Source organism: Kitasatospora sp. NBC_01246 (assembly GCF_036226505.1).
Lineage (GTDB): Bacteria > Actinomycetota > Actinomycetes > Streptomycetales > Streptomycetaceae > Kitasatospora.
In genome coordinates, this window is the sequence record NZ_CP108484.1 from 332,033 (window position 1) to 351,192 (window position 19,160).

19 protein-coding genes are annotated in these 19,160 nt (G+C 74.1%); 12 read left to right on the forward strand and 7 right to left on the reverse strand.

Annotated elements, in window-relative coordinates:
• Positions 1–10: 10 nt before the first annotated feature.
• The 7 genes from OG618_RS01460 (at position 11) to OG618_RS01490 (ending at position 6,548) form a co-directional block, all read left to right on the forward strand.
• On the forward strand, positions 11–274 hold the full coding sequence (locus tag OG618_RS01460) for a hypothetical protein (RefSeq protein WP_329485254.1): 264 nt from the start codon (positions 11–13) through the stop codon (positions 272–274).
• A complete protein-coding gene (locus OG618_RS01465; protein WP_329485255.1) occupies positions 267–986 on the forward strand; it encodes a dihydrodipicolinate reductase C-terminal domain-containing protein in 720 nt (239 codons plus the stop codon). Before OG618_RS01460 ends, OG618_RS01465 begins: the two co-directional genes overlap by 8 nt.
• Entirely contained in the window at positions 983–1,732 is a 750-nt protein-coding gene (locus tag OG618_RS01470; RefSeq protein ID WP_329485256.1) for a class II aldolase/adducin family protein, read from the forward strand. Before OG618_RS01465 ends, OG618_RS01470 begins: the two co-directional genes overlap by 4 nt.
• Positions 1,733–1,821: 89 nt before the next feature.
• Entirely contained in the window at positions 1,822–3,090 is a 1,269-nt protein-coding gene (locus OG618_RS01475; RefSeq protein WP_329485257.1) for an MFS transporter, read from the forward strand.
• Between the two features lie 46 nt (positions 3,091–3,136).
• Positions 3,137–4,588: a condensation domain-containing protein gene (locus OG618_RS01480; RefSeq protein ID WP_329485258.1), complete on the forward strand. Its 1,452-nt coding sequence runs from the start codon at positions 3,137–3,139 to the stop codon at positions 4,586–4,588.
• The gene (locus OG618_RS01485; protein WP_329485259.1) at positions 4,585–5,412 is read left to right on the forward strand and encodes an HAD family hydrolase; all 828 of its coding nucleotides are present in this window, start codon (positions 4,585–4,587) and stop codon (positions 5,410–5,412) included. The genes OG618_RS01480 and OG618_RS01485 overlap by 4 nt, the downstream gene beginning before the upstream one ends.
• Positions 5,409–6,548, forward strand: a complete 1,140-nt coding sequence (locus OG618_RS01490) for an acyl-CoA dehydrogenase family protein (RefSeq protein WP_329485260.1) — start codon at positions 5,409–5,411, stop codon at positions 6,546–6,548. The genes OG618_RS01485 and OG618_RS01490 overlap by 4 nt, the downstream gene beginning before the upstream one ends.
• Before the next feature lie 117 nt (positions 6,549–6,665).
• On the opposite strand, the gene OG618_RS01495 is transcribed toward OG618_RS01490, so the two are convergent.
• Positions 6,666–7,169, reverse strand: a complete 504-nt coding sequence (locus tag OG618_RS01495) for a GNAT family N-acetyltransferase (protein ID WP_329485261.1) — start codon at positions 7,167–7,169, stop codon at positions 6,666–6,668.
• 505 nt (positions 7,170–7,674) lie between these two features.
• On the opposite strand from OG618_RS01495, the gene OG618_RS01500 reads away from it, so the two are divergent.
• The 3 genes from OG618_RS01500 (at position 7,675) to OG618_RS01510 (ending at position 9,459) form a co-directional block, all read left to right on the forward strand.
• Complete coding sequence (locus tag OG618_RS01500; protein ID WP_329485262.1) at positions 7,675–8,049, forward strand: hypothetical protein; 375 nt, start codon at positions 7,675–7,677, stop codon at positions 8,047–8,049.
• Between the two features lie 397 nt (positions 8,050–8,446).
• The gene (locus OG618_RS01505) at positions 8,447–8,773 is read left to right on the forward strand and encodes a hypothetical protein (protein WP_329485263.1); all 327 of its coding nucleotides are present in this window, start codon (positions 8,447–8,449) and stop codon (positions 8,771–8,773) included.
• A complete protein-coding gene (locus tag OG618_RS01510) occupies positions 8,773–9,459 on the forward strand; it encodes a rhomboid-like protein (RefSeq protein ID WP_329485264.1) in 687 nt (228 codons plus the stop codon). Before OG618_RS01505 ends, OG618_RS01510 begins: the two co-directional genes overlap by 1 nt.
• Before the next feature lie 135 nt (positions 9,460–9,594).
• Here OG618_RS01510 and OG618_RS01515 read toward each other — a convergent pair whose 3' ends face one another.
• The 3 genes from OG618_RS01515 to OG618_RS01525 all read right to left on the reverse strand — a co-directional run bounded on the left by OG618_RS01515 (position 9,595) and on the right by OG618_RS01525 (position 12,055).
• Positions 9,595–10,482 (reverse strand): carbon-nitrogen hydrolase family protein, encoded by an 888-nt coding sequence (locus OG618_RS01515; RefSeq protein WP_329485265.1) that lies wholly within the window; start codon positions 10,480–10,482, stop codon positions 9,595–9,597.
• A 184-nt stretch (positions 10,483–10,666) separates the two neighbouring features.
• Positions 10,667–11,065: a VOC family protein gene (locus OG618_RS01520; RefSeq protein WP_329485266.1), complete on the reverse strand. Its 399-nt coding sequence runs from the start codon at positions 11,063–11,065 to the stop codon at positions 10,667–10,669.
• 189 nt (positions 11,066–11,254) lie between these two features.
• Complete coding sequence (locus OG618_RS01525) at positions 11,255–12,055, reverse strand: helix-turn-helix domain-containing protein (RefSeq protein WP_329485267.1); 801 nt, start codon at positions 12,053–12,055, stop codon at positions 11,255–11,257.
• Between the two features lie 64 nt (positions 12,056–12,119).
• Between OG618_RS01525 and OG618_RS01530 the strand changes: the two genes are divergently transcribed.
• A complete protein-coding gene (locus OG618_RS01530) occupies positions 12,120–12,713 on the forward strand; it encodes a TIGR03086 family metal-binding protein (protein WP_329485268.1) in 594 nt (197 codons plus the stop codon).
• 258 nt (positions 12,714–12,971) lie between these two features.
• Here OG618_RS01530 and OG618_RS01535 read toward each other — a convergent pair whose 3' ends face one another.
• Entirely contained in the window at positions 12,972–13,439 is a 468-nt protein-coding gene (locus tag OG618_RS01535; protein WP_329485269.1) for a MarR family winged helix-turn-helix transcriptional regulator, read from the reverse strand.
• A gap of 220 nt (positions 13,440–13,659) precedes the next feature.
• Here OG618_RS01535 and OG618_RS01540 point away from each other — a divergent pair, with 220 nt between their 5' ends.
• A complete protein-coding gene (locus tag OG618_RS01540) occupies positions 13,660–14,115 on the forward strand; it encodes a hypothetical protein (protein ID WP_329485270.1) in 456 nt (151 codons plus the stop codon).
• A gap of 91 nt (positions 14,116–14,206) precedes the next feature.
• Here the strand turns inward: OG618_RS01540 and OG618_RS01545 are convergent, their stop codons facing one another.
• Complete coding sequence (locus OG618_RS01545; RefSeq protein WP_329485271.1) at positions 14,207–16,924, reverse strand: YhgE/Pip family protein; 2,718 nt, start codon at positions 16,922–16,924, stop codon at positions 14,207–14,209.
• Positions 16,925–17,825: 901 nt separating this feature from the next.
• Positions 17,826–19,028, reverse strand: a complete 1,203-nt coding sequence (locus OG618_RS01550; protein ID WP_329485272.1) for a polysaccharide lyase — start codon at positions 19,026–19,028, stop codon at positions 17,826–17,828.
• Positions 19,029–19,160 lie beyond the last annotated feature (132 nt).

Consider the following 19,160-nt stretch of genomic DNA (forward strand, 5'->3'; position numbering starts at 1 on the left):
GGAGAACCCCATGGACAACAGCTCCCTCCACACCAAGATCCTCGACCTCGCGGTCGCGGCCGGCGACGGCAGCTTCACCGCACGCGAGCTCGCCGAGGCCGGCTACTCGCTGCGCGCGGTCAGCTTCTCCTCGCTCTCCTACATGCGCCTGATCGACAGCATCGAGAACGACCTCGGCGTCTACCTGGACCCGGAGGTCGACGCCGAGCACTACGAGACCATCGACAGCGTCGCGGCGCTGGTGGTCGCCAGCGGTGTCGGCGCCGATGCCTGAGGCACCCGCGACCGGCGGCCCCACCCTGGGCGTCGTCGGTCGCGGGCGGCTCGGCGCGGCGCTGCTGGCGGCCTGCCGGGCGGACGGCACGCGGGTTTCGCTGACCGCCTCCCGCGGCGGCGGCTGGCAGGTCGACGCCGTGCCCGACGTCCTCGTGGACGCCAGCGCGCCCGACGCGCACCCGGACGTGCTCGACTACTGCGCGGCGCACCGGGTGCCGCTCGTCGCCTGCGTCTCCAACCTGACGGACGCCCAGTGGACGTCCCTGGCGGAGCTGGCGACGGTGGTCCCGGTGGTCCGGGCCACCAACCTCTCCTTCGCCCACTACCTCCAGCTGCGCATCGCCGAGTTCACCGCGGCCCTCACCCGGGGTCCACTCGGCGCGGCCACCACCACCGTCCGGGAGCGGCACCCGATCGGCAAGGCGCACCGGCCGAGCGCCACCGCCGTGGTCCTGGCCCGGGCCTGGGCCGGCGCGAGCGGCCGGGAGGTGGCCGACATCGCCGACGAGCGAGCCGGACTCCCCGTCAGCGAACACGAGTTGACCCACACCTGGGACGGCGAGTCGCTGCACGTACGGCACCACGTCGGCAGCTGGGCGGTGCCGGCCAGGGGTGCGCTGACGGCCGCCGACTGGGCCCGCACCGCGCCTCCCGGCCTGGTCACCATGCGGACCGTCTACGACGACCTGACAGCAAGGAGCACGCCATGACCACCGCAGAGGGGCGGCCGCTGAGCCCCGCCGAACGCCGGCTCGTCCTCCAGGTCGCGGTCGGCGCGCGGATGCTCTCCCTCGACGGGCACGACGACTTCAACCAGGGCCAGATCTCGGCCCGGATCCCCGGCCGGGACGAGTTCTTCATCAAGGGCGCCCTGGTCGGCTTCGACGAGGCCGCCCCCGCCGACGTGGTCCGCTGCCCGGTCGACCACACGCTGCCCGCCCCGCCACTGGCGCCCCCGGAGCTGCCGCTCCACCAGGCGATCTACCGGGCGCGCCCGGACGTCAACGGCATCGTGCACAGCCATGCGCCGTACACCCTGCTGTTCGGGGCCACCGACCTGCCGATGCGCCCGATCTCGCACGACGGCGCGTACTTCCGGGACCGGATCGGGCTGTTCACCGAGACCAGCAACACCGTCCTGGACATCGACACCGGTGACCACATCGCCAAGGACCTCGACGACCACCCGGCCGTCCTGCTCCGGAACCACGGTGGCGTGATCGTCGGCAAGAGCGTGCGGCACGCCGCCGTCTTCGCCCAGGTGCTGGAGCGCGCCTGCCGGCTCCAGCTGACCGCCGAGGGCACCGGCGTCCCGTACGCCTGGTCCACCGAGCAGGACGTGGCCGCCAAGCAGGACTTCATCTACGCCGACCTCTCCGTCCGCTCGTACTGGGACTACGCCGTCCGCCGGGTCGGCCGGCACTGGCCCGAGACCGCCGACTGGGCCCGCGGCTGACCCGCGGGCCCGGCCCGCCACGGGCCGCCCCTCGGGGCGGCCGGAGATCCCCCCACCACCCCCGCAGACACGCACAGAGCCGGAGCGCCATGCCGACCTTGACCACCACCACCGACCCGCCGCGCCACGACCGCGCCCGGGTGCAGCGACGGACCGTCCGGACGCTCGTCGTCGCCGAGGTGATCAGCGGCAGCGGCATCGCCACGGGCTTCGCCGTCACCAGCCTGCTGGCCGAGGACCTCGGCGGGAGCGCCACCCTCGCCGGCCTGTCGCAGACCGCGGCGACGCTCGGCGGCGCGGCCGCGGTGGGGGCGATCGCGGCGATCACCCACGTCCGGGGGCGCCGGCCCGGGCTGGCCACCGGCTACCTGGCCGCCACGGTGGGCGCGGTGGCCTGCGTGCTGGCCGCCGTGGCGCGCAGCTTCCCGCTGTTCCTGGTCGGCATGGTGCTCTACGGCGCCGCCGGGGCGACCGGCCTGCAGGCCCGCTTCGCCGCCGCCGACCTGGCCGAACCGCAGCACCGGGGCCGGGCGATGTCGCTCGTGCTCACCACCACCGTGGTCGGCGCCGTGATCGGCCCCAACCTCACCGGGCCCGGCGCGGCGATCGCCGAACACCTGGGCCTGCCGCCGCTCTCCGGCACCTACCTGTTCGCGGTCGTCGGCTTCGCGATCGCGTTCACCGCGATCGCCGTCCTGCTGCGCCCCGACCCGCTGCTGCTGGCCCGCGGGCAGGACGAGGCCGGGGAACGGGAGAAGCCGCCGCCGCTGCGCACCATGCTGAAGGCGCTGCGCGGCAACCGGCCGGCCGTGCTGGCGATCCTCAGCATCGTCGCCGGACACCTGGTGATGATCGCCGTGATGTCGATGACCGGCATCCACATGCACCACGCCGGTACCGGCCTGGGCGTGATCGGCATGGTGCTCAGCGGCCACCTGGCCGGGATGTACGGCTTCTCCACCCTGTTCGGCTGGGCCGTGGACCGCTTCCGGAGCACCCCGGTGCTCTACGGGGGCACCGCCGCGATGCTGCTGTCGCTGTGGCTCTGCGGCACCGCCGACGGCGACGACGTCGTCCAGCTCTCCATCGCGCTGGCGCTGCTGGGGCTCTCCTGGTCGGCGGTGCTGGTGGCGGCCTCGGTCCTGCTCTCCGAGAGCGTGCCGGTCACCGAACTCCCGGCCGCCCAGGGGTTCTCCGACATGGCGATGAACCTGGCCGCGGCCGCGGGCGCCGCACTGTCCGGCGTCGTCCTGGAACGCCTCGGCTTCGCCACCCTGAGCGCGCTGTCCGCGATCGTCCTGCTGCTGCCCCTGCTCGCCCACCCCGCGCTGCACCCGAAGTCCGACCGATCCGCCTGACTCCCCGGCCGCCCCGGGCCTCTCCCTGCGAACGGACCGCCACACCATGACGATCCCCACCACCGTCCACGTCACCCGGCCGGAACCCAACACCTCCACCGAGGTCCGCCCCGCCACCCGGGGCGCGGCCGTCCCGGCCACCCACACCCAGCGGGAGCGCCTGCTCTGGGGCCGGCACGTGCACCAGGTGAACAACAACATCGCGCTCGGCCTGCGCTTCGACGGGCCGCTCGACGTCGCCCTGCTGGAGCGCAGTCTGAACCTGCTGGCCGAGCGCCACGAGACCCTGCGCACCGTCTTCCCCGAGGTGGACGAGGCGGCCGGGGAGGAGCACGTGATGCTGCTGCTCCCGCCGGAGCCGCGCGCCCTACCCGTCCTGGAGGCGCCCGACGAGCCGGCGCAGACCCGCCTGCCGCGCGTGCTGGCCCTGCTCGCCGAGCACGCCAACCAGCCCTTCGACCTGGCCGCCGGACCGCTGTTCCGCCCCGTGCTCGGCCGCGTGAGCGAGAGCCTGCACGTGCTCTCGATGACCACCGACCACATCGTCTTCGACGCCTGGTCGGCCCGGATCATGATCAACGATCTGCTGACCATCTACGCCACCGAGCAGGGCGACGCCGTCCCCGCGCTCCCCGAACTCGGCGTCCAGTTCCCCGACTTCGCGCTCTGGCAGCACGGCCACCTGGACGGCGTCCAGCTGGAGCGCCAGCTCGGCTACTGGCGCAAGCAGCTCGACGGCATCACCCCGATCCCCGCCTCCGGCCTGGCCGACCCGCAGGCGCCGACCGGCGCCGAGCCGGGCGTGACCAAACTGCTCGAACCGATCGGACCGGAACTGAGCGCCACCGTCGAGGAGTTCGCCGCCCAGGAGCGGGTGACCTCGGCCGTGGTGGTCTCCGCGGCGCTCAAGGCGGCCATGTGGCGGCTGCGCCTGGAGACGGTGGGCGAGGACGCCGCCGGCGACGTGGCGACCTTCGGTTCGCTCGCCAACCGGACCCGGCCGGAGACCGACGCGATGGTCGGCTACGTGGCCACCCCGGCCACCTTCCGCACCCGCTTCACCGGCGCGACGCCGTTCGGCGAACTCGTCCGCCTGGAGGCGCAGACGCTGTTCAACGCGATGCGCCACCAGCGGATCCCGTTCTCGCTGATCAGCCGGGAACTCGCCCCCGAGCAGTACGGCATCCGCTTCCGCGAGCCCGGCAGCGTGCCGATCTACCTCAACTTCGACATGGACATGGTGGAGGACGAGCGCGAGCCGCTGCTCCAGCCCACCGGCCTCGGCGTGCAGCCGATCGGCATCCCGATGCCCGAAGTCCCGCGCGGCGGCCTGCGGGTCATCGGCTACCAGCGCAAGGACGGCATCGCGCTCGAACTCCGCTACCGCCACGACCTCTACGGCCGCGACTGGTCCACGCGCTTCGTCCGCCTGATCCACGCGTTCCTGCAGCACGGCGTGGACGCGCCCGGCACCCCGATCGAGGAGCTCCCCGCATGACCGCCACCCCCGACCTGCCCCGACTGATCGCCGTCGACCTCGACGGCACCCTGCTGCGCCCCGACTACTCGGTCGCCCCGCGGACCCGCCGCGCCGTCGCCCTGGCCCACGAGCAGGGCATCGAGACGGTCTTCGTGACCGTCCGCCACGCCGCCGCCATCGAGTACATCGTCGAGGCCCTGGACCTGACCGGCGAGGCGATCTGCTGCGGCGGCGCCGCACTCTGGCAGGTGCCGTCGATGGAGCTGACCGAGGCGTCCACGATCGACGCCGCGACCGCGCGCGAGACGGCCGCCCGGCTGAAGCGGGCGCTGCCGGACGCCAGGATCGGCTGGATGCTGGCGGACCGCCGGGTCGGCTACGCACCCGACTACCCCGAGCCGCTGCTGATCGGCGAGTCCTACCGCGCCGACCCCGGGACCATCGACGTCCCGGTGCTCAAGCTCTTCGCCGTCACACCCCGGCTGCGCGAGATCGACACCGCGGAGGTCGAGGAGATCCTCGGCGGGCTGGTCACCGTCTCCCACCACCACAGCGGTGTGGTCGACCTGGTCGCCCACGGGGTGAGCAAGATCGCCGCGCTGGAGAAGCTCTGCGCCGGGCGCGGCATCGCCCCCTCGGAGGTGATCGCCTTCGGCGACGCCCGGACCGACCTGGACATGATCCGCTGGGCCGGCCGCGGGGTGTTCATGGCGAACGCCGACCCCGCCCTGCACGCCGAGGCCGACCTGATCGCGCCCTCCAACGAGGAGGACGGCGTCGCCGTCGTCCTGGAGAACCTGCTGCGGTCGCAGCACCCGACGCTCACCGAGGTGGCCCGATGAAGGTCCAGCGCATCCTGCCCACCGAGGAGGCCGCCGACCTGCTCGACCTGGTCCGGGACCTCACCGCCAACGAACTCGCCCCGAGGGTCGCCGAGTTCGAGGCCAACCACGAGTTCCCCCGGGAGGTCGTGCGCACCCTCGGCAAGGCCGGACTGCTGAGCCTGCCCTACCCCGAGGAGTACGGCGGCGGCGGGCAGCCGTACGAGGTCTACCTCCAGGCGCTGGAGGAGGTCGCCTACCACTGGCTCGCCGTGGCCGAGTCGGTCAACGTGCACAACCTCGCCTGCTTCGGCACCGCCACCTACGGCACCCGGGCCCAGCGCGAGGAACTGCTGCCCGCCATGCTCGGCGGCGAACTCCTCGGCGCCTACTGCCTGTCCGAGCCGGAGGCCGGGTCGGACGCGGCCTCGCTCACCACCAAGGCGGTCAAGGAGGACGGCGGGTACCGGATCTCGGGGACCAAGTCCTGGGTCACCCACGCCGGTTACGCGGACTTCTACAACGTGTTCAGCCGGACCGGCGGGCCGGGCGCCCGCGGCCTCTCCTGCCTGGTGGTGCCCGGCGGCACACCCGGCATGGTGGTGCACGAGCGGGAGAAGAAGCTCGGCGTCTGGTCCTCCCCCACCGCCCAGATCGGCTTCGACTCCGTCCAGGTCCCCGCGGACCGGCTGATCGGCCGCGAGGGCAAGGGCTTCCTGATCGCGATGGGCGCGCTGGACTGCGGCCGGCTCGGCATCGCCGCCTGCGCGGTCGGCCTCGCCCAGGCCGCCGTCGACTACGCGGTGCGGTACGCCAAGGAGCGCCGGCAGTTCGGCGAGCGGATCATCTCCTTCCAGGGCATCGGCTTCATGCTGGCCGACATGGCCACCCAGGTCGCCGCCGCGCGGGCGCTCACCCTGGCGGCCGCCCGCCTCAAGGACGCCGGCCTGCCCTACTCGCTGGAGGCGGCCAAGGCGAAGCTCTTCGCCACCGACATGGCGATGAAGGTGACCACCGACGCCGTCCAGGTGCTCGGCGGCGCGGGCTACGTGGCCGACCACCCGGTGGAGCGCTGGATGCGTGAGGCCAAGCTGCTGCAGATCGTCGAGGGGACCAACCAGATCCAGCGGCTGGTCATCGCCCAGGGCCTGGCCTGACACCGCGGTGTGGTGCGCCCGGCCGGACCGGTCGGGCGCACCACACCGTCACGCTCTCCCGTGCGGGCCCGGACTCCCGACAGCGCCGCGGGGCGGGCGCTCCGGCGCAGCCCGGTGCTACGCGCCGGGGTGCGCCGGCAGGGCGAGCCAGCGCGACCAGGAGATCTCGCGGCCGACGAAGCGCGGCCGCCCGAACGGCCAGTCGGCGGCGATCCACTCCGGTACCAGCGCGTCCAGCGCCCGCTCGACCCCGCTGCCCACCAGCTCGTCCACCACCCACCAGGAGATCTCGGCGTCCGCGCCGGCCCGCTCCGGCGGGTCGATGTAGACGCAGCCCAGCAGGGCCGTCTCCGCCGTGTCGAACAGCGCGTAGTTGAAGGACTGGTGTGCGGCGATCTCCTTCTCGTGCCGCAACAGGTCGGCCTGATCGGCCTCGTAGGTCATCGTGGCCGCGGGCCAGCCCCAGGCCGGACCGAAGAGGGTCCACAGCCGCTCGCGCGAGCCCATCACCGCCGGATAGTCCAGCGGGGCGTCCGCCTCCCGGATCGGCCGCAGATGATGACCGCCACCCGGCAGCGGCACCAGGACGGGGTGGACGAAGTCGTCGGGAAGCCAGTTCATGGCGCCCGACCGTAGCACCGCGCGGGCGTCCGGGCTCCTGGATTTCCCCCGCACCCCGCCCGGTGGTCACCGCCGGGCCCAGGCCTGGCACGCCATCTCGTGCCAGGTCGTGCGCACGGCCGCGCCGCCCAGCGTGAGGTGCTGGCTGGACCAGGTCCGACAGCACCCGCCCGTCACGCGCGGCCGGGCCGGTGCCGCCGGCCTCGCCACGCGGACCGGGGCGGCCGGGGAGGCCGGACGGCGCCGGCGTGGTGGACCACTGGTCGAAGGTGTCGTCATGCCGCAGGCTCTGCCCACGTCGCCGGGGCACCGAACCCCGCCGCCACTCGAACGGCCCAGCCCAAACCGCCCCCAGGCGTACGCTGCGCCGCACCGGACAGCCGGAGGCCGGGCGGGCGTGCCCGCCCGGGGGCGCCCGGCGTCGACGGCCGGGGACCGACGGATAATGGCCTGGCCGCAGGCCGCCCGCGCCGGTGGCAGTGACCGACGGAGAGGCGGAGAACGGATGACCCTGGACGAGGGCCGACGCGTGAGGTTGGCCGAGGACCTGGCGATCGGTGAGGCGGTCGCCGGGGAACCCGGGGCCGCCGTCGGGTTCCTCTCGCTGGGGGCCGGGGCGGAGGGCACCGTCGAGCGGGTGGACGGGGAGCTCCCGGAGAGCACGGAGGTCCGCGAGTACCAGCGGCTCAAGGCACTGTTCGAGGACTACGGGCACACCATGCCGGCGGCGAGCCGGGAGCGGCTGGAGACGGAGATCGCCGCGCTGGAGCCGGCGTGGGCCGCGTACCGGGAGCGGGGGCGGCGGGTGACGGTCCGGGTCCGGCTGGACAGCGGCTTCGTCCTCGACGGGCTGCACCAGGACGTCCTCACCCCGCTGTGACGCAGGGCGTCCCGGTGCGACGGCGGCGGCCGGGGTTCCCCTCGGCGGACGGAGAAGCCCGGTAACGGGACGGCCGGTGGCACCGGTGCCCCGTCCGGTCGGCAAGGGCCGGTCTCCCGCGGGCAGCGGAGGAGCCGGGGCCGGCTCCGGCCCGCACCACCCGTACGCTGGTGGCCGGTCCCCTCGCGTCGACGAGCGCGAGGGGGCCGACCATCTTCGCGGGCCGTCCACAGCCGGGGGCCGCCGGGGTGGGTGGAGCGGGGCCGGGGCGGGGTGGGTGGAGCGGGGCCGGGGCGGGGCGGGTGGAGCCGGGGCGGCATACGATCGGCGGGTGTCGGAACGCAACGATCCCTCGTCATCGGCTCTGTCGGCCTCGGTAGCCGCAGCGGCCTCGTCCGTGTCGTCCTCGCCCTCGTGGTCCCGGTGGTCCGAGGACTCCACCCTCTCGATCGGCTCGGTGGCCTCGGTGCTGTCGATCGGTTCGGTCGGCTCGGTGCTCTCGGTGGGGTCGGTCGGCAGCGTGCTGTCGATCGGCTCCGCCGGTTCGGCCCTGTCCGTGCTGTCCGCCGGGTCGTGGCTCTCCCTCGGGTCACTGCTGTCCGCCAACTCGCGCTGGTCGGTGCTGTCCTGGCGCTCCCGCCACGGGCTGATGGCCGCCGGTGCGGTGGCCGTCGCCGCGGGCGCCGTGCTCGTCGGCGGTCCGCGGCCGCGGCGCGCCCGGTAGTGGCCGGCCCGCGCCCGACGCGCGCTTCGCTGCGGCGGCTGATACGGAACCCGGCGTTCTGGTTCGTCGCCGTGCTCGCCGTGATGTGGCCGGTCCTGCGGCTGATGCCGCCCGAACAGGTGCTGGCACTGCGGGAGTGGGCGTCGACCAACCTCGACAACCTGCGCCTCTGGCCGTCGGGGCACCCCGTCGAAGCCCTGACGGTGTCCGTGTTCGTACCGCAGAGCACCCTCTGGGTGTGGCCGGTCTTCGCGCTGTCCGTGTTCGCCGTGGTGTCGGCGCTCGGCGCCCGGCGCGCGGTGGCGGGACTGGCCCTGGCCCACCTGACCGCGACCGGGCTGACGGAGGCGCTGGTGTGGTGGCGCATCGAGCACGGCGAACTGCCCGCCGCCGAGGCGCACGTGCTGGACACCGGCCCGTCCTACGTGGTGGTCGCCGCGCTGGCGGTGGCGATCGTAGTGGCCCGTCCGGCGTGGTCTCGGGCGGTGTGGCTGGTGATGCTGGCGGTGGCCGCACCGGACCTGCTGTCCGGGCTCGGGGACGGCGAGGTGTCCGCCGTGGGCCATGTGCTCGCCTTCGCCGCCGGCCTGGCCATCGCGGGCGCCCACCGGCTCGGCCTGCCACCGGTGGCCCGCCGGGCCCGTCCGGGCACGGCGCCGGCGCCGTCCGGAGGCCCTCGTCGCTGAGGCGCCGCCGCTGAGGGCGCCGCCGCTCCGGGTGGAGGCCGCTCGACGGGCCGGCCTCCGCAGGTCGCCCCACGCGCGGGAGCGCCGGGCCGGGGACACCGAGAGCCCGTGCCTGCGGGACGGGATCGTCTGCCGTCAGAATGCGGTGCGGTCGGCGCTGCGGGGGTCGTCGGCCGCCGTGTGGCCGTCGTAGAGGCCGGTGCGGGCGAGGCGGCGCCAGGGGCGGACGAGGTGCAGGGCGGTGTGGATGTCGGGCGCGGTGCTGTCGAGGTCGGCGATGGCGAGGCCGGGCCGGCCGTCGCCGGGGCAGCGCGCGAGCCAGCGGCCGCCCGGGGCGACCAGGCCGGCGGGGACGGTGGCGCTGTACTGGGCGGGCAGGGCGTAACCGAGCCAGTAGGAGTGGAGGTTTGCGTAGGCCTGGGCGAGGGTGGCGCGGGCGGCGTCGTCGACCATGACGGAGAGCAGGACGCAGTCGACGTCCAGGGCCTCGTACTCGGCGAACAGGGCGGGGAAGTTCGCCTCGATGCACAGGGCGGTTCCGAAGCGGATGCCGTCCACGTCGAAGACCAGCGGGTCGGTGCCCGGGGTGTAGAGGTAGGAGAGCTCCGTGTGCGAGAGGAAACGCTTGTCGTAACGGGCGCTGAGGCGGCCCTGGTCCGAGAGCACGTAGAGGCTGTTGTGCGGGCGGCCGGGGGCGGTGAGGGGGTGGATCGAGCCGAACACCGTCCACAGGGCCAGCTCCCCCGCGAGCGCGGCGACCGCCTCCGCCTCCTCGCGCAGGACGTCCCAGGCGGCCCCTTCCCAGTTCGCCGGGCCGAGGCCCCCCTCCGGGCGGCCAGCGACCACGTGCTTGTCCGGGTAGACGAGCGAGCCTTCCGGGAACTGCACCAACCGGACGCCCGCACCCGCCGCCTGACGCATCAGCGCCCGCATCTGCCGCCCGGCGCCCCGGATCGCCTCCCCGTCCCGCGGGTCCTCCGGGACCGTGCTCTGCGCCACCGCCAACCGCAATGTCCTCGCCATCGGGCGACGATACAACGCCACGCTCGCCGGCCCTGGGGAACGGCCGCGGACGGGCCGCCGATGACCGGATCCCGCGCGAGCGGATTAGGCCACCGACCGGCCCACGTCCCGCGCCCCGGCCTGTGCGGACGAGCCGCGGCCCCGCCCTCCGGGTGCCGCGGCTCGCCGTTCCGGACCGGGGAGGTCAGCGGGCGAACTTCTGCCGGGCGGCCGGGGTCACCGGGGTGAAGAAGTTCACCAGGTTGCCGTCGGGGTCGCGGAGGAGGAGCGAGCGGTTGCCCCAGGGCATGGTGGTGGGCTCGTTGACGAAATCCTCCACGACGCCGGTCAGGTCGCGGTGCACGCGGTCGACGTCGTCGACGAGGAACTCGATGATGACGCTGCGGTTCGCCCCCGGCTCGGCGGAGCCGGGCGCGAAGAGCGGGACGGTGCGGGTGCTGCCGATGGCGAGCGCGGCCGTGGCGGTGGTGAGTTCGGCGAAGTCTTCGTTGGCCCACTGCGCCGTCACGCCGGTGGCGCGCTCGTAGAAGCCGACCAGTCGTGCGACGTCGGCCGTGATGACGCGGATCGAGACGAGGTTCACGGGTGTTTCTCCTGGGGTACGTCGTGCTGTCGACCACACGTTATGGCCGATACCGGACAGAATCGGCCCGGTATCGGCGAGAGGATTCCGGGCCGGCCGCGACCGGTCATCCCCTGGTCGAACCCCATCGGCGGAGGGAACGGCCCGGACCCTCGGTGCGGGCGGCAACCCGCTTGCCGGGGGCCGGAGTTACGGCCTTCCCGAGGCGTAGCGGACCGGTGACGTACCGACCGTGGCCGTGAAATCGCGGGTGAGGTGGGCCTGATCGGCGTAGCCGAGGTCGGCGGCGAGCGCCGCCCAGTCGATGTCGGTACCGCGGTCGGCTCGCTCGGCGGCCTCGTGCAGGCGGGCCCGGCGCAGCACCCACTTCGGGGTGGCCCCGACGTACTCGGCGAACAGCCGCTGCAGGCGGCGCACGGTGATGCCGAACTCCTCGGCCAGTTGGTCGACCCGGCGCAGATCGGTGGTGCCGGCGATCCGCTCGACCATCGCGGCGACCTGCTCGGCCACCGGGTCGGGCGCGGGCGACCGGGCGAGCAGGAAGGAGTCCACCCGGGCGGCGAGGGCGTCGAGGTCCCCGGCACCGCGGAGCACCTCGTCGTTGAGCCGGTCCGCCCCGGGGCCGAAGACCTCGGCGGCCGGGACGATCCGGTCGGCCAGGTCGGCCACCGGGCGGTCGGTGAACGGACGGAAGCCGCCGGGGCGGAACTTGGCTCCGAGCACGTGGCCGGTCCCCTCCAGCCTGCGGACGAAGAGGGACTTGCCGACCCCGTGGACGTGGGCCGCCGGCGCCTCCAGGACGAGGTGGACGCTGGGGTGGACGAGCACCTTCTGCTCGTGGGCGGGCAGGCCGTCACGGTTCCAGCGCACCAGCCAGTAGAACTCGACGAAACGCGCCAGCTCCGGGGCGGGCTCGTACCGGATCAGGCTGATCGCGGCCGCGGCCCGGTCGGGATGGAGCACTCCGCGTCCGAGGTCCGGGAAGGTCATGCCGCCAGGCTAGCCGTCGCGTTTGTTCAAGACGGCGCCCGGCCCCCGGGGCGAGGATCGACACATGAACGGTCACGCACTCCACCCCCTCATGTCCCGCGCCGCAGCGGAGGCCGCGCGCATCGCCCGCAGTGTCCGACCGGAGCACCTGGACGGGCCGACGCCCTGCACCGCGTTCGACACCAGGACCCTGGTCAACCACTGGGTGCTGTACACCTCCCACGGCCTCGAACGCCGGGCACGCCGGGAGCCGCTGCCGGAGGAACTGGTGGCGCGCGACTTCACCGCCGACCCCGATTGGGCGCTCGCCTACGCGGACCAGCTCGACCGTGCCGTGGCGGCCTGGTCGGACCCGGCCGCCTGGGAGGGGGAGATCGATCTGGGCGGGATGTCGGTGTCGGCGGCATCGGTCGCCCGGATGGTGGTCAAGGAGATGGTGCTCCACGGCTGGGACGTCGCCCGGGCCACCGGCCGGCAGGTGGACGTCGACGACGATCTGGCCCGTCTGGTTCTCACGGTGGTCGAGGAGAACGCCGAGATCTACCGCCAGTACGGCGGCTTCGCCGAAGCGGTGCCGGTGGCCGCCACCGCCTCGTCCCTCGACCGCGCCCTCGCCGCCTCCGGCCGCGACCCGGGCTGGGAGCGTTCCACGGGCTGAGTTCCCGACGGCCGCCGTCGGTACGGCGGTCGAACCGACGGAGGGCGAACCGACGGAGGGCGAACCGACGGCGGCGCAGCGGCCCTCGCGCGGCCACGAGCGGCGTGAGCCACTGGAAGCCGACCGGACGGTGCCGCCCGGAGGTCGTGTTCCACCGCGGCTGAGACCCGCAGCCGAGACCCGCGGCTGAGCCGCGGGGCGGAGGCCCGGGGACGTGGTGCGCTCCTGGCCCGGGCCGGACGCCCGGGCCAGGGGTCGCTAGGCGAGCCGCCCGCCCGCGTTGCGGATCAGTCGCCGGAGCACCTTCACGGCGGTGACGTAGTCCGCGTCGTCGATGCCTTCGTGGAGGGCGGCGCGGATCGCGGGGGCGTTGCGCGCCAGGTCCAGGCGGGCCCGCTCCCCCTCCTCGGTGAGCCGGAGCCGGTCCCCGGTGTCCCGGCTCAGCCAGCCGCGCTCCAGGAGTACCGCGGCCTCCGCCGCCAGATCGTCCTCGGGCCGGAGGTACGAGGCCATCGCCTCCCGCAGCTCGGACAGCGTCATGCTCGCGCCGTCGGGCGAGATGTCGTTCACCGACAGATTGCGCAGCAGCCAGAACTGCGGCTGCGTGTAGCCCTTCTCGGCCTGCCGGGCCCGGGTGAACGCGATGAGCGACTCGTAGGCGACACCGGTCCAGTAGGCGGCGGGCTGGCCGGCGAGTTCGACGTCGGACATCTGCTGGGTCGTCATGGGGTGTCCCCTCGTGGTGCTCAGGTGGAATCCGCGGGCCCGGCACCTGCCGGGCGGGTCATACGAAGACCGTAGAACCTCAAGTCCGGTTGAAGGCAAGCCGGCCCGAGCCGGTCGGACGAAGCCACTCTCGACGCCGCCGGTCCGGATCCGTCGTCACCGAGGGCGCACCGCAAGGAGATCTCTGTGCAGAACAAGTTTGTTGCGCAGACCTGTCTGCATGACAACTCATCCTGGCCCGGCCGCGGGCGACCCTCGCCATCTCCTGACGATGCAACGGGACCTGGTCCGCCGTGTCCGCCGCGAGCAGCGCGGAGCCTGGTTCCCGCTCCTGGTCTTCGCCGTGGTGCGGTTCGGCGCTGCGCCGGTGGTCCGCTTCGGCCAGGGCGACAACGTCCGGCTGGCGATCTGGTACTACCCGGTGGCGTTGGGGCTGGCGTTCGCCCTGATCGGCTGGTTCTACCTGCGCCGTTCCGCCCGGCTCGGTGTGGGCACCCGGGTCGGTCCCTACCTGGCCGTCGGCCTCGTCCTGGCCGTCGGCCTCGTCCTGGCCGTGCTCACCACGGGTTACCAGGTGTGGGCGGCGCTGGGGACGGCGCCCTACCCCCACTTCCGCGAACCGACGTTCCTCTACACGCTCTACAACGTGGTCGGCCGGATCCCCACGACCGGCTGACGGGGAGGGCCCGGCGCCGTGCGGCCCGCCCTCGGCGTGGGGGCGAGCCGCACGGCGCCCCCCCGGGCGGGGCCGCGGTCGGGTCCGTCCGTCAGAGGTCCAGGTCGGGGTGGAGCCGGGCGACCGTCCACACGCGCCGACGGCGCAGGGCCAGCGAGGTGAGGACCAGGAACAGGACACCGAAACCCGCCAGAACGGCGATGTCCCGGATGACATGGGAGGACGGGCCACCGCTGATCGTCACCCGGAGCCCGTCGACCAGGTAGGTCATCGGCAGGAAGGGGTGGACCGCCTGGAACGGTGCCGGGGTGGTCTGCATCGGGTACAGGCCGCCGGAGGCGGTGAGCTGCAGGATGAGCAGGACCAGTGACAGGACGTCGCCCGCCGTACCGAACGCCGTCCGCAGGCAGTGGTCGATGGCGATGAACGCGGCGGCGCCGACCGTGAGGAGCAGGACGGTCGTCCACGGGGCGGCGGCGTGCAGCCCGAGACCGGCGCTGACGACGCCGTAGAGGATCACGGCCCCGAGCACGCCCAGCGCCGCGGCCGGGAGCCAGCCCGCCACGGCGACGGTGGAGGCCCGGGTACGGGCGGCCAACGCCCGGGTGTTGACCGGTCGCAGGAAGAGGTAGGCGAAGAGGCCGAACACCCACAGCGCGATGCCGAAGAAGAACGGGGCCAGTCCGCGGCCGTACACGCCGGCCGGGTGGAGGTTCGACCGGTCGATGGCGACGGGTGTCCCCAACACCTCGGCGGCGTGTTCCAGTTGGGCCGAGTCCAGGACGGGCACCTGCTTCTTCCCGTCGTCGATCACGGTGGCCAGGGTCGTGGCGCCGTTGTGGGCCTGGTCGGCGGCGGTCTGCAGCGCCACGGATCCCTGCTGAAGGGCGGACAGCCCCGTGGACACGGTGGCCGTCCCGGCGGCGATGCTCCGGGCGCCGGAGTCGACCAGGGCCAGCGGGGTCTGCGCGTTCTGGGCCGACTGCTGGACGGCCGCGGCCGTCCTCCGGAGACCGACGGCCTGCTGGAGCGCCGCGTGGGCGTTGCCGGCGGCGGTGGCGGCGTGACCGTCGATCTGCCCGGCCGCGGCGTCGGCCGCCGTCACATCCTGTTGGAGGCGCTGGAACAGGGGGTCGTCGCCCAGTCCCGGGTGCGCCGCGGCCAGGTGGTCCAGATCGGTCACCGCCTTGGCGGTTCCCTGCTTCACCGTCGACGTCGCGGTGTGGACGGCGTCCACGCCCTGGGTGACGAGAGTGGCCGCGCTCACCACGGCGTCGGCGGCCGCGCCCAGTGGCGGCGCGGCCTCGCCGAGGGCGGTGGCCGCCGCGTGCACCTGGGTCGTGGCCTGGCTCAGCTTCTGGGCGCCGTCGGCGAGTTGGGTGGAGCCGGACCGCAGCGTGGCGCTCGCGCCGGCGGCGGCTGAACTCCCCTGCTGGGCCACGGTGGTGGCGTTCACCAGCCCCTGGGCCGCCTGCGCCGCCGTGTCCAGCTTCCCGCCGATGTCCGCGAGCCGTCCGTAGACGCCGCGGACATAGGCCTCGTGCGCGGCGGAGTTGACCTGCTCCTGCAGCTTCGCTTCGACGACCTCGGTCATGACGCCCGCGATGTAGTTGTTCGCGTCGTTGAGCAGGATGTGGATCCGGGCCTGTTCGGGCTGGGTGTCGGGGCCGGTGGCGAGGCCGGCGCTGAAGTCGGCGGGGATCCGGATCGTGAACGCGTAGCGCCCGCGCTCCAGGCCGTCGCGGGCCGCGGCCTCGTCGACGAACGCCCAGTCGAACTGCCGTGAGGCCTTGAGCTCCGTCACCACCTGGGCGCCCGCGTCCACCCGCTGTCCCTGCCGGGTCTCGGCCGGGTGGTCCTCGTTGACCACCGCCACGGGGATGTGCCCCGTCTTGCCGTAGGGGTCCCAGTTCGCCCACAGGTACATGGCGCCGTACAACAGCGGGACCAGGCACAGCACGAGCGGGACGAAGCGCCTCAGTGGGCCCCGGAAGCCGCGCAGCTCCAACACGGCCAGCCTGATCGCGGTCATGCGTCCTCCTCGCCCCGGCGCGCGCCGGGGCGCCCGCCGTCCGGTTCCCGCCGCCCGAGCAACCGCCACGACCGACGCGTCTGTCCCGTCTGGCTCGGCTGCCCTGTCTGCCCCGTCTGTCCCGTCTGGCTCGGCCGGCTCGCCTGCCCCGTCCTCCTCGGCGGCCGCCGCCGGCCGCTCGGGCAGGTGGCTGCGGCGGGGCAGGGCCACCAGCACCGGCGCCGGGTCGAGGCCGGCACCGGAGGCGGGAGGGTCGAGGGCGCCCGCCAGGACCGTGCAGCCCACCCGGCAGACCCGCCCCACGAGCTGCCAGGCCCGGACGCGCTCGTCCGCCGGGCACCCGCGGTCCACGTCGTCCGCGACGATCACGGCGGGGCGCGTGGCCAGAGCGAGCGCGAGGGCCACGCCCAGTGCCTCCACCGGCGGCAGGTCCCGGACCAGCGTCCGGTGGTCCACGTCGACACCGAGGACCGAGAACGCCTCCCCGAGCTGTGCTCTGCTCAGCCGGCGGCTCAACCAGCGGCGCTCGTCCACCAGCTCCCGCACCCGCAGATCCGGGTCCAGGCCGAGGGCGGGCTCCGCACGGGCCACCGCCACCAGGTCCCTGACACGACGGCCGTCGCGGGGCAGGACGTGCCCGCCCACCCGAACCGCTCCGCCGTCCAGCCGCATCCGCCCCGCGAGCGCGAGCAACGCCGTCGTCCGGCCCGAGCCGCCCGGCCCGTGGAGCACCAGCAGCCCGCCGGGTTCCACCCCCAGGTCCAGATTCTCGAACACCGCTCCCCGGGGCCCTCGCACGCTCGCTCCGCGCGCGACCACGTCCATGCCGGCAATCTCCACTCCCAGTGGGTAACCCGTCCGTGCCGCGCCATGTCTGTCAGACCGGTCACACTCCCGCGTCCGCGGACCGCGGTCATCCCTCCCGGTCGGGCGGCGGGAGGGCGGACTGCCGGGCCGCGCACAAGCTACCCACGGCACGGCGGAGTTGGGCGGCCTCGCAGTCGGAGCACATCGGCCTGCCCGTAGCGCCATGGGCGGCGCGGCGAGCGCGAGGCTGTCGGCCGGCGGTCAGCCGTGCCCGGTCGACTGGGAGCTGGCCGGCGCACCGACCCTCGACACTATGGGGCACCGAGGGCATCAAGGAGGGGGTGCGGATCGGCCTCGGGGTGGGGCTGGTGCCGCGCCGGTCGGTCCGGCTCGAACTCCGGCACGGGGTGCCGGCCGAACTGGCCGTCAGCCCCGCGCCCGAGGCCCGCACGGTGACGGTCGACTGGACCCTGGCCCGGCCGCTGACGGCGTACCAGCAGATGCTGCTGCCAGTCCTGCGGGAGGTGACCCGGGCGCCGGACCACGACCGGTCGACGCCGCAGGGACGCGGCGGTGGAGGTGCCGTCAAGCGCCGATCGCCCTCTCAGAGGCGCAGGTCCGAGCAGCACGAAGTGATCGGTCGGCCGTGCCATGACGCCCTCCCCTCCGTGGCGTCCGGGGCCCCACCCCGGGAAGGGCACCCACCAGCCGCGGCGGGCCCCGCCGAACCGCCGCCCGCCGCGGCCCCCGGCATCGAGCGCCGGCTCGAACGGGCCCTTCAGTACGGCAGGGGGCCGCCCGGCGCGCACCTGACCCGGGGGGGAGGACCCGGGGGGCTCCGCGTGCCGAGGGCGGATCCTCCGGGCGGTGGTCAGTGCGCCTTTCGGTGGGTCCGGCGGGTGGCGCTCCTCCTCCGGAGCCGGTAGGCGAGGAGGAGTCCGGCGATGAGCAGGGTGCTACCGGCGGCCACGACCAGCGGGATGCGGCTGGAGGAGCCGGTGTGCGCCAGGACGTAGTCGTGGTTGTCCCTGTCCGTGTCCGTGTCCGCCTGGGCGAGAGCGTCGTCCACGGTCGGGGACGGGGTGGGGAACGCCGTCCCGGGTGCTGCCGCTCCGGTCGTGGCGGCCGGGGTCCGGGCCGACGGGGACTCCTGCGCCGGCTCAGAGGAGGAGGGCCGTACGGGCGGGGGTGACGGTACGGGCTTCGCGGTGGTGGCGGGCGCCGGCGCGGCAGCGGACGACATGGTGGGAGCCGGTCCGGCGGGGGTCGGTGCGGCCGTCGGGTTGCCGGCGGCCGGGGAGATGGAGGTGATGGAGACGTCGTCGTAGTAGATGACCACGGGGGGCGTCCCGCCGTTCACGTATCCCTTCTCGGCCTTCCAGTTCGGCCGGTACAGGCCGATCTTGTGATACGGGGCCGTGTCGCGGTGGGGGGCGTTCGTGGTCCGGCTGTAGTCGTTGGGGCCCTGGTGGGAGCCCACCAGGGTGCCGTCGAGGCGGGCGGTGAGCGAACCGGGTGTGGTGGCGGTGGACCAGGTGATGTCGAAGGACCACTGGTTCCAGTGACCAAGTCGTACGGGCCCGAGGTCGTACCTGGCCTCGTTCAGGGGACCCGCCCCCTCGGTCCAGTGGACGAGCATCAGCCACCTGTCCGCCTTGACCGCGAGGACGACGGCGGGGGTCGTGCCCTCCCCGCCGTGCCACTGGGACACGATGGTCTGGGCGTCGAAGGACGTCCAGTCCTGCGGCAGGTAGTTGGCGAATGTGTAGCGGTAACTGCCGTACGGCAAACGGCTGGTGGCGATCTCGGCGCGGTAGGAGTTGCCCTGGTCCGGCATGGTGAACCGGGCGGCCTTGCCGCCGTGGCCACCGGGCGCCGCCACGACGTCCACCGAGCCCTTGCCGTCGATGCCCTCGCGGGGCCACACGGCGGTGTTGCCGGACTCGAAACCGTCGCTGAAAGGGACGGCGGTGGACTCCGCGGCCGCGACGGGGCCGACGGACACGCCGCCCACCGCCAGGACGGCCGTCAGAAGTACGGCGGCCCGACGGCTGCGGCTGTGACGCTGGGACATGGACCATCCTTGGAGCTGAGGAGTGACGGCTGCGGTGCGGTGCGGGGACCCACGCCGGGGAGGGTGACGCGGACCCCCGCACCCAGCTCTCTCCGGACACGCCTGGCATATGCGGTGAGAGCCGACTACCGG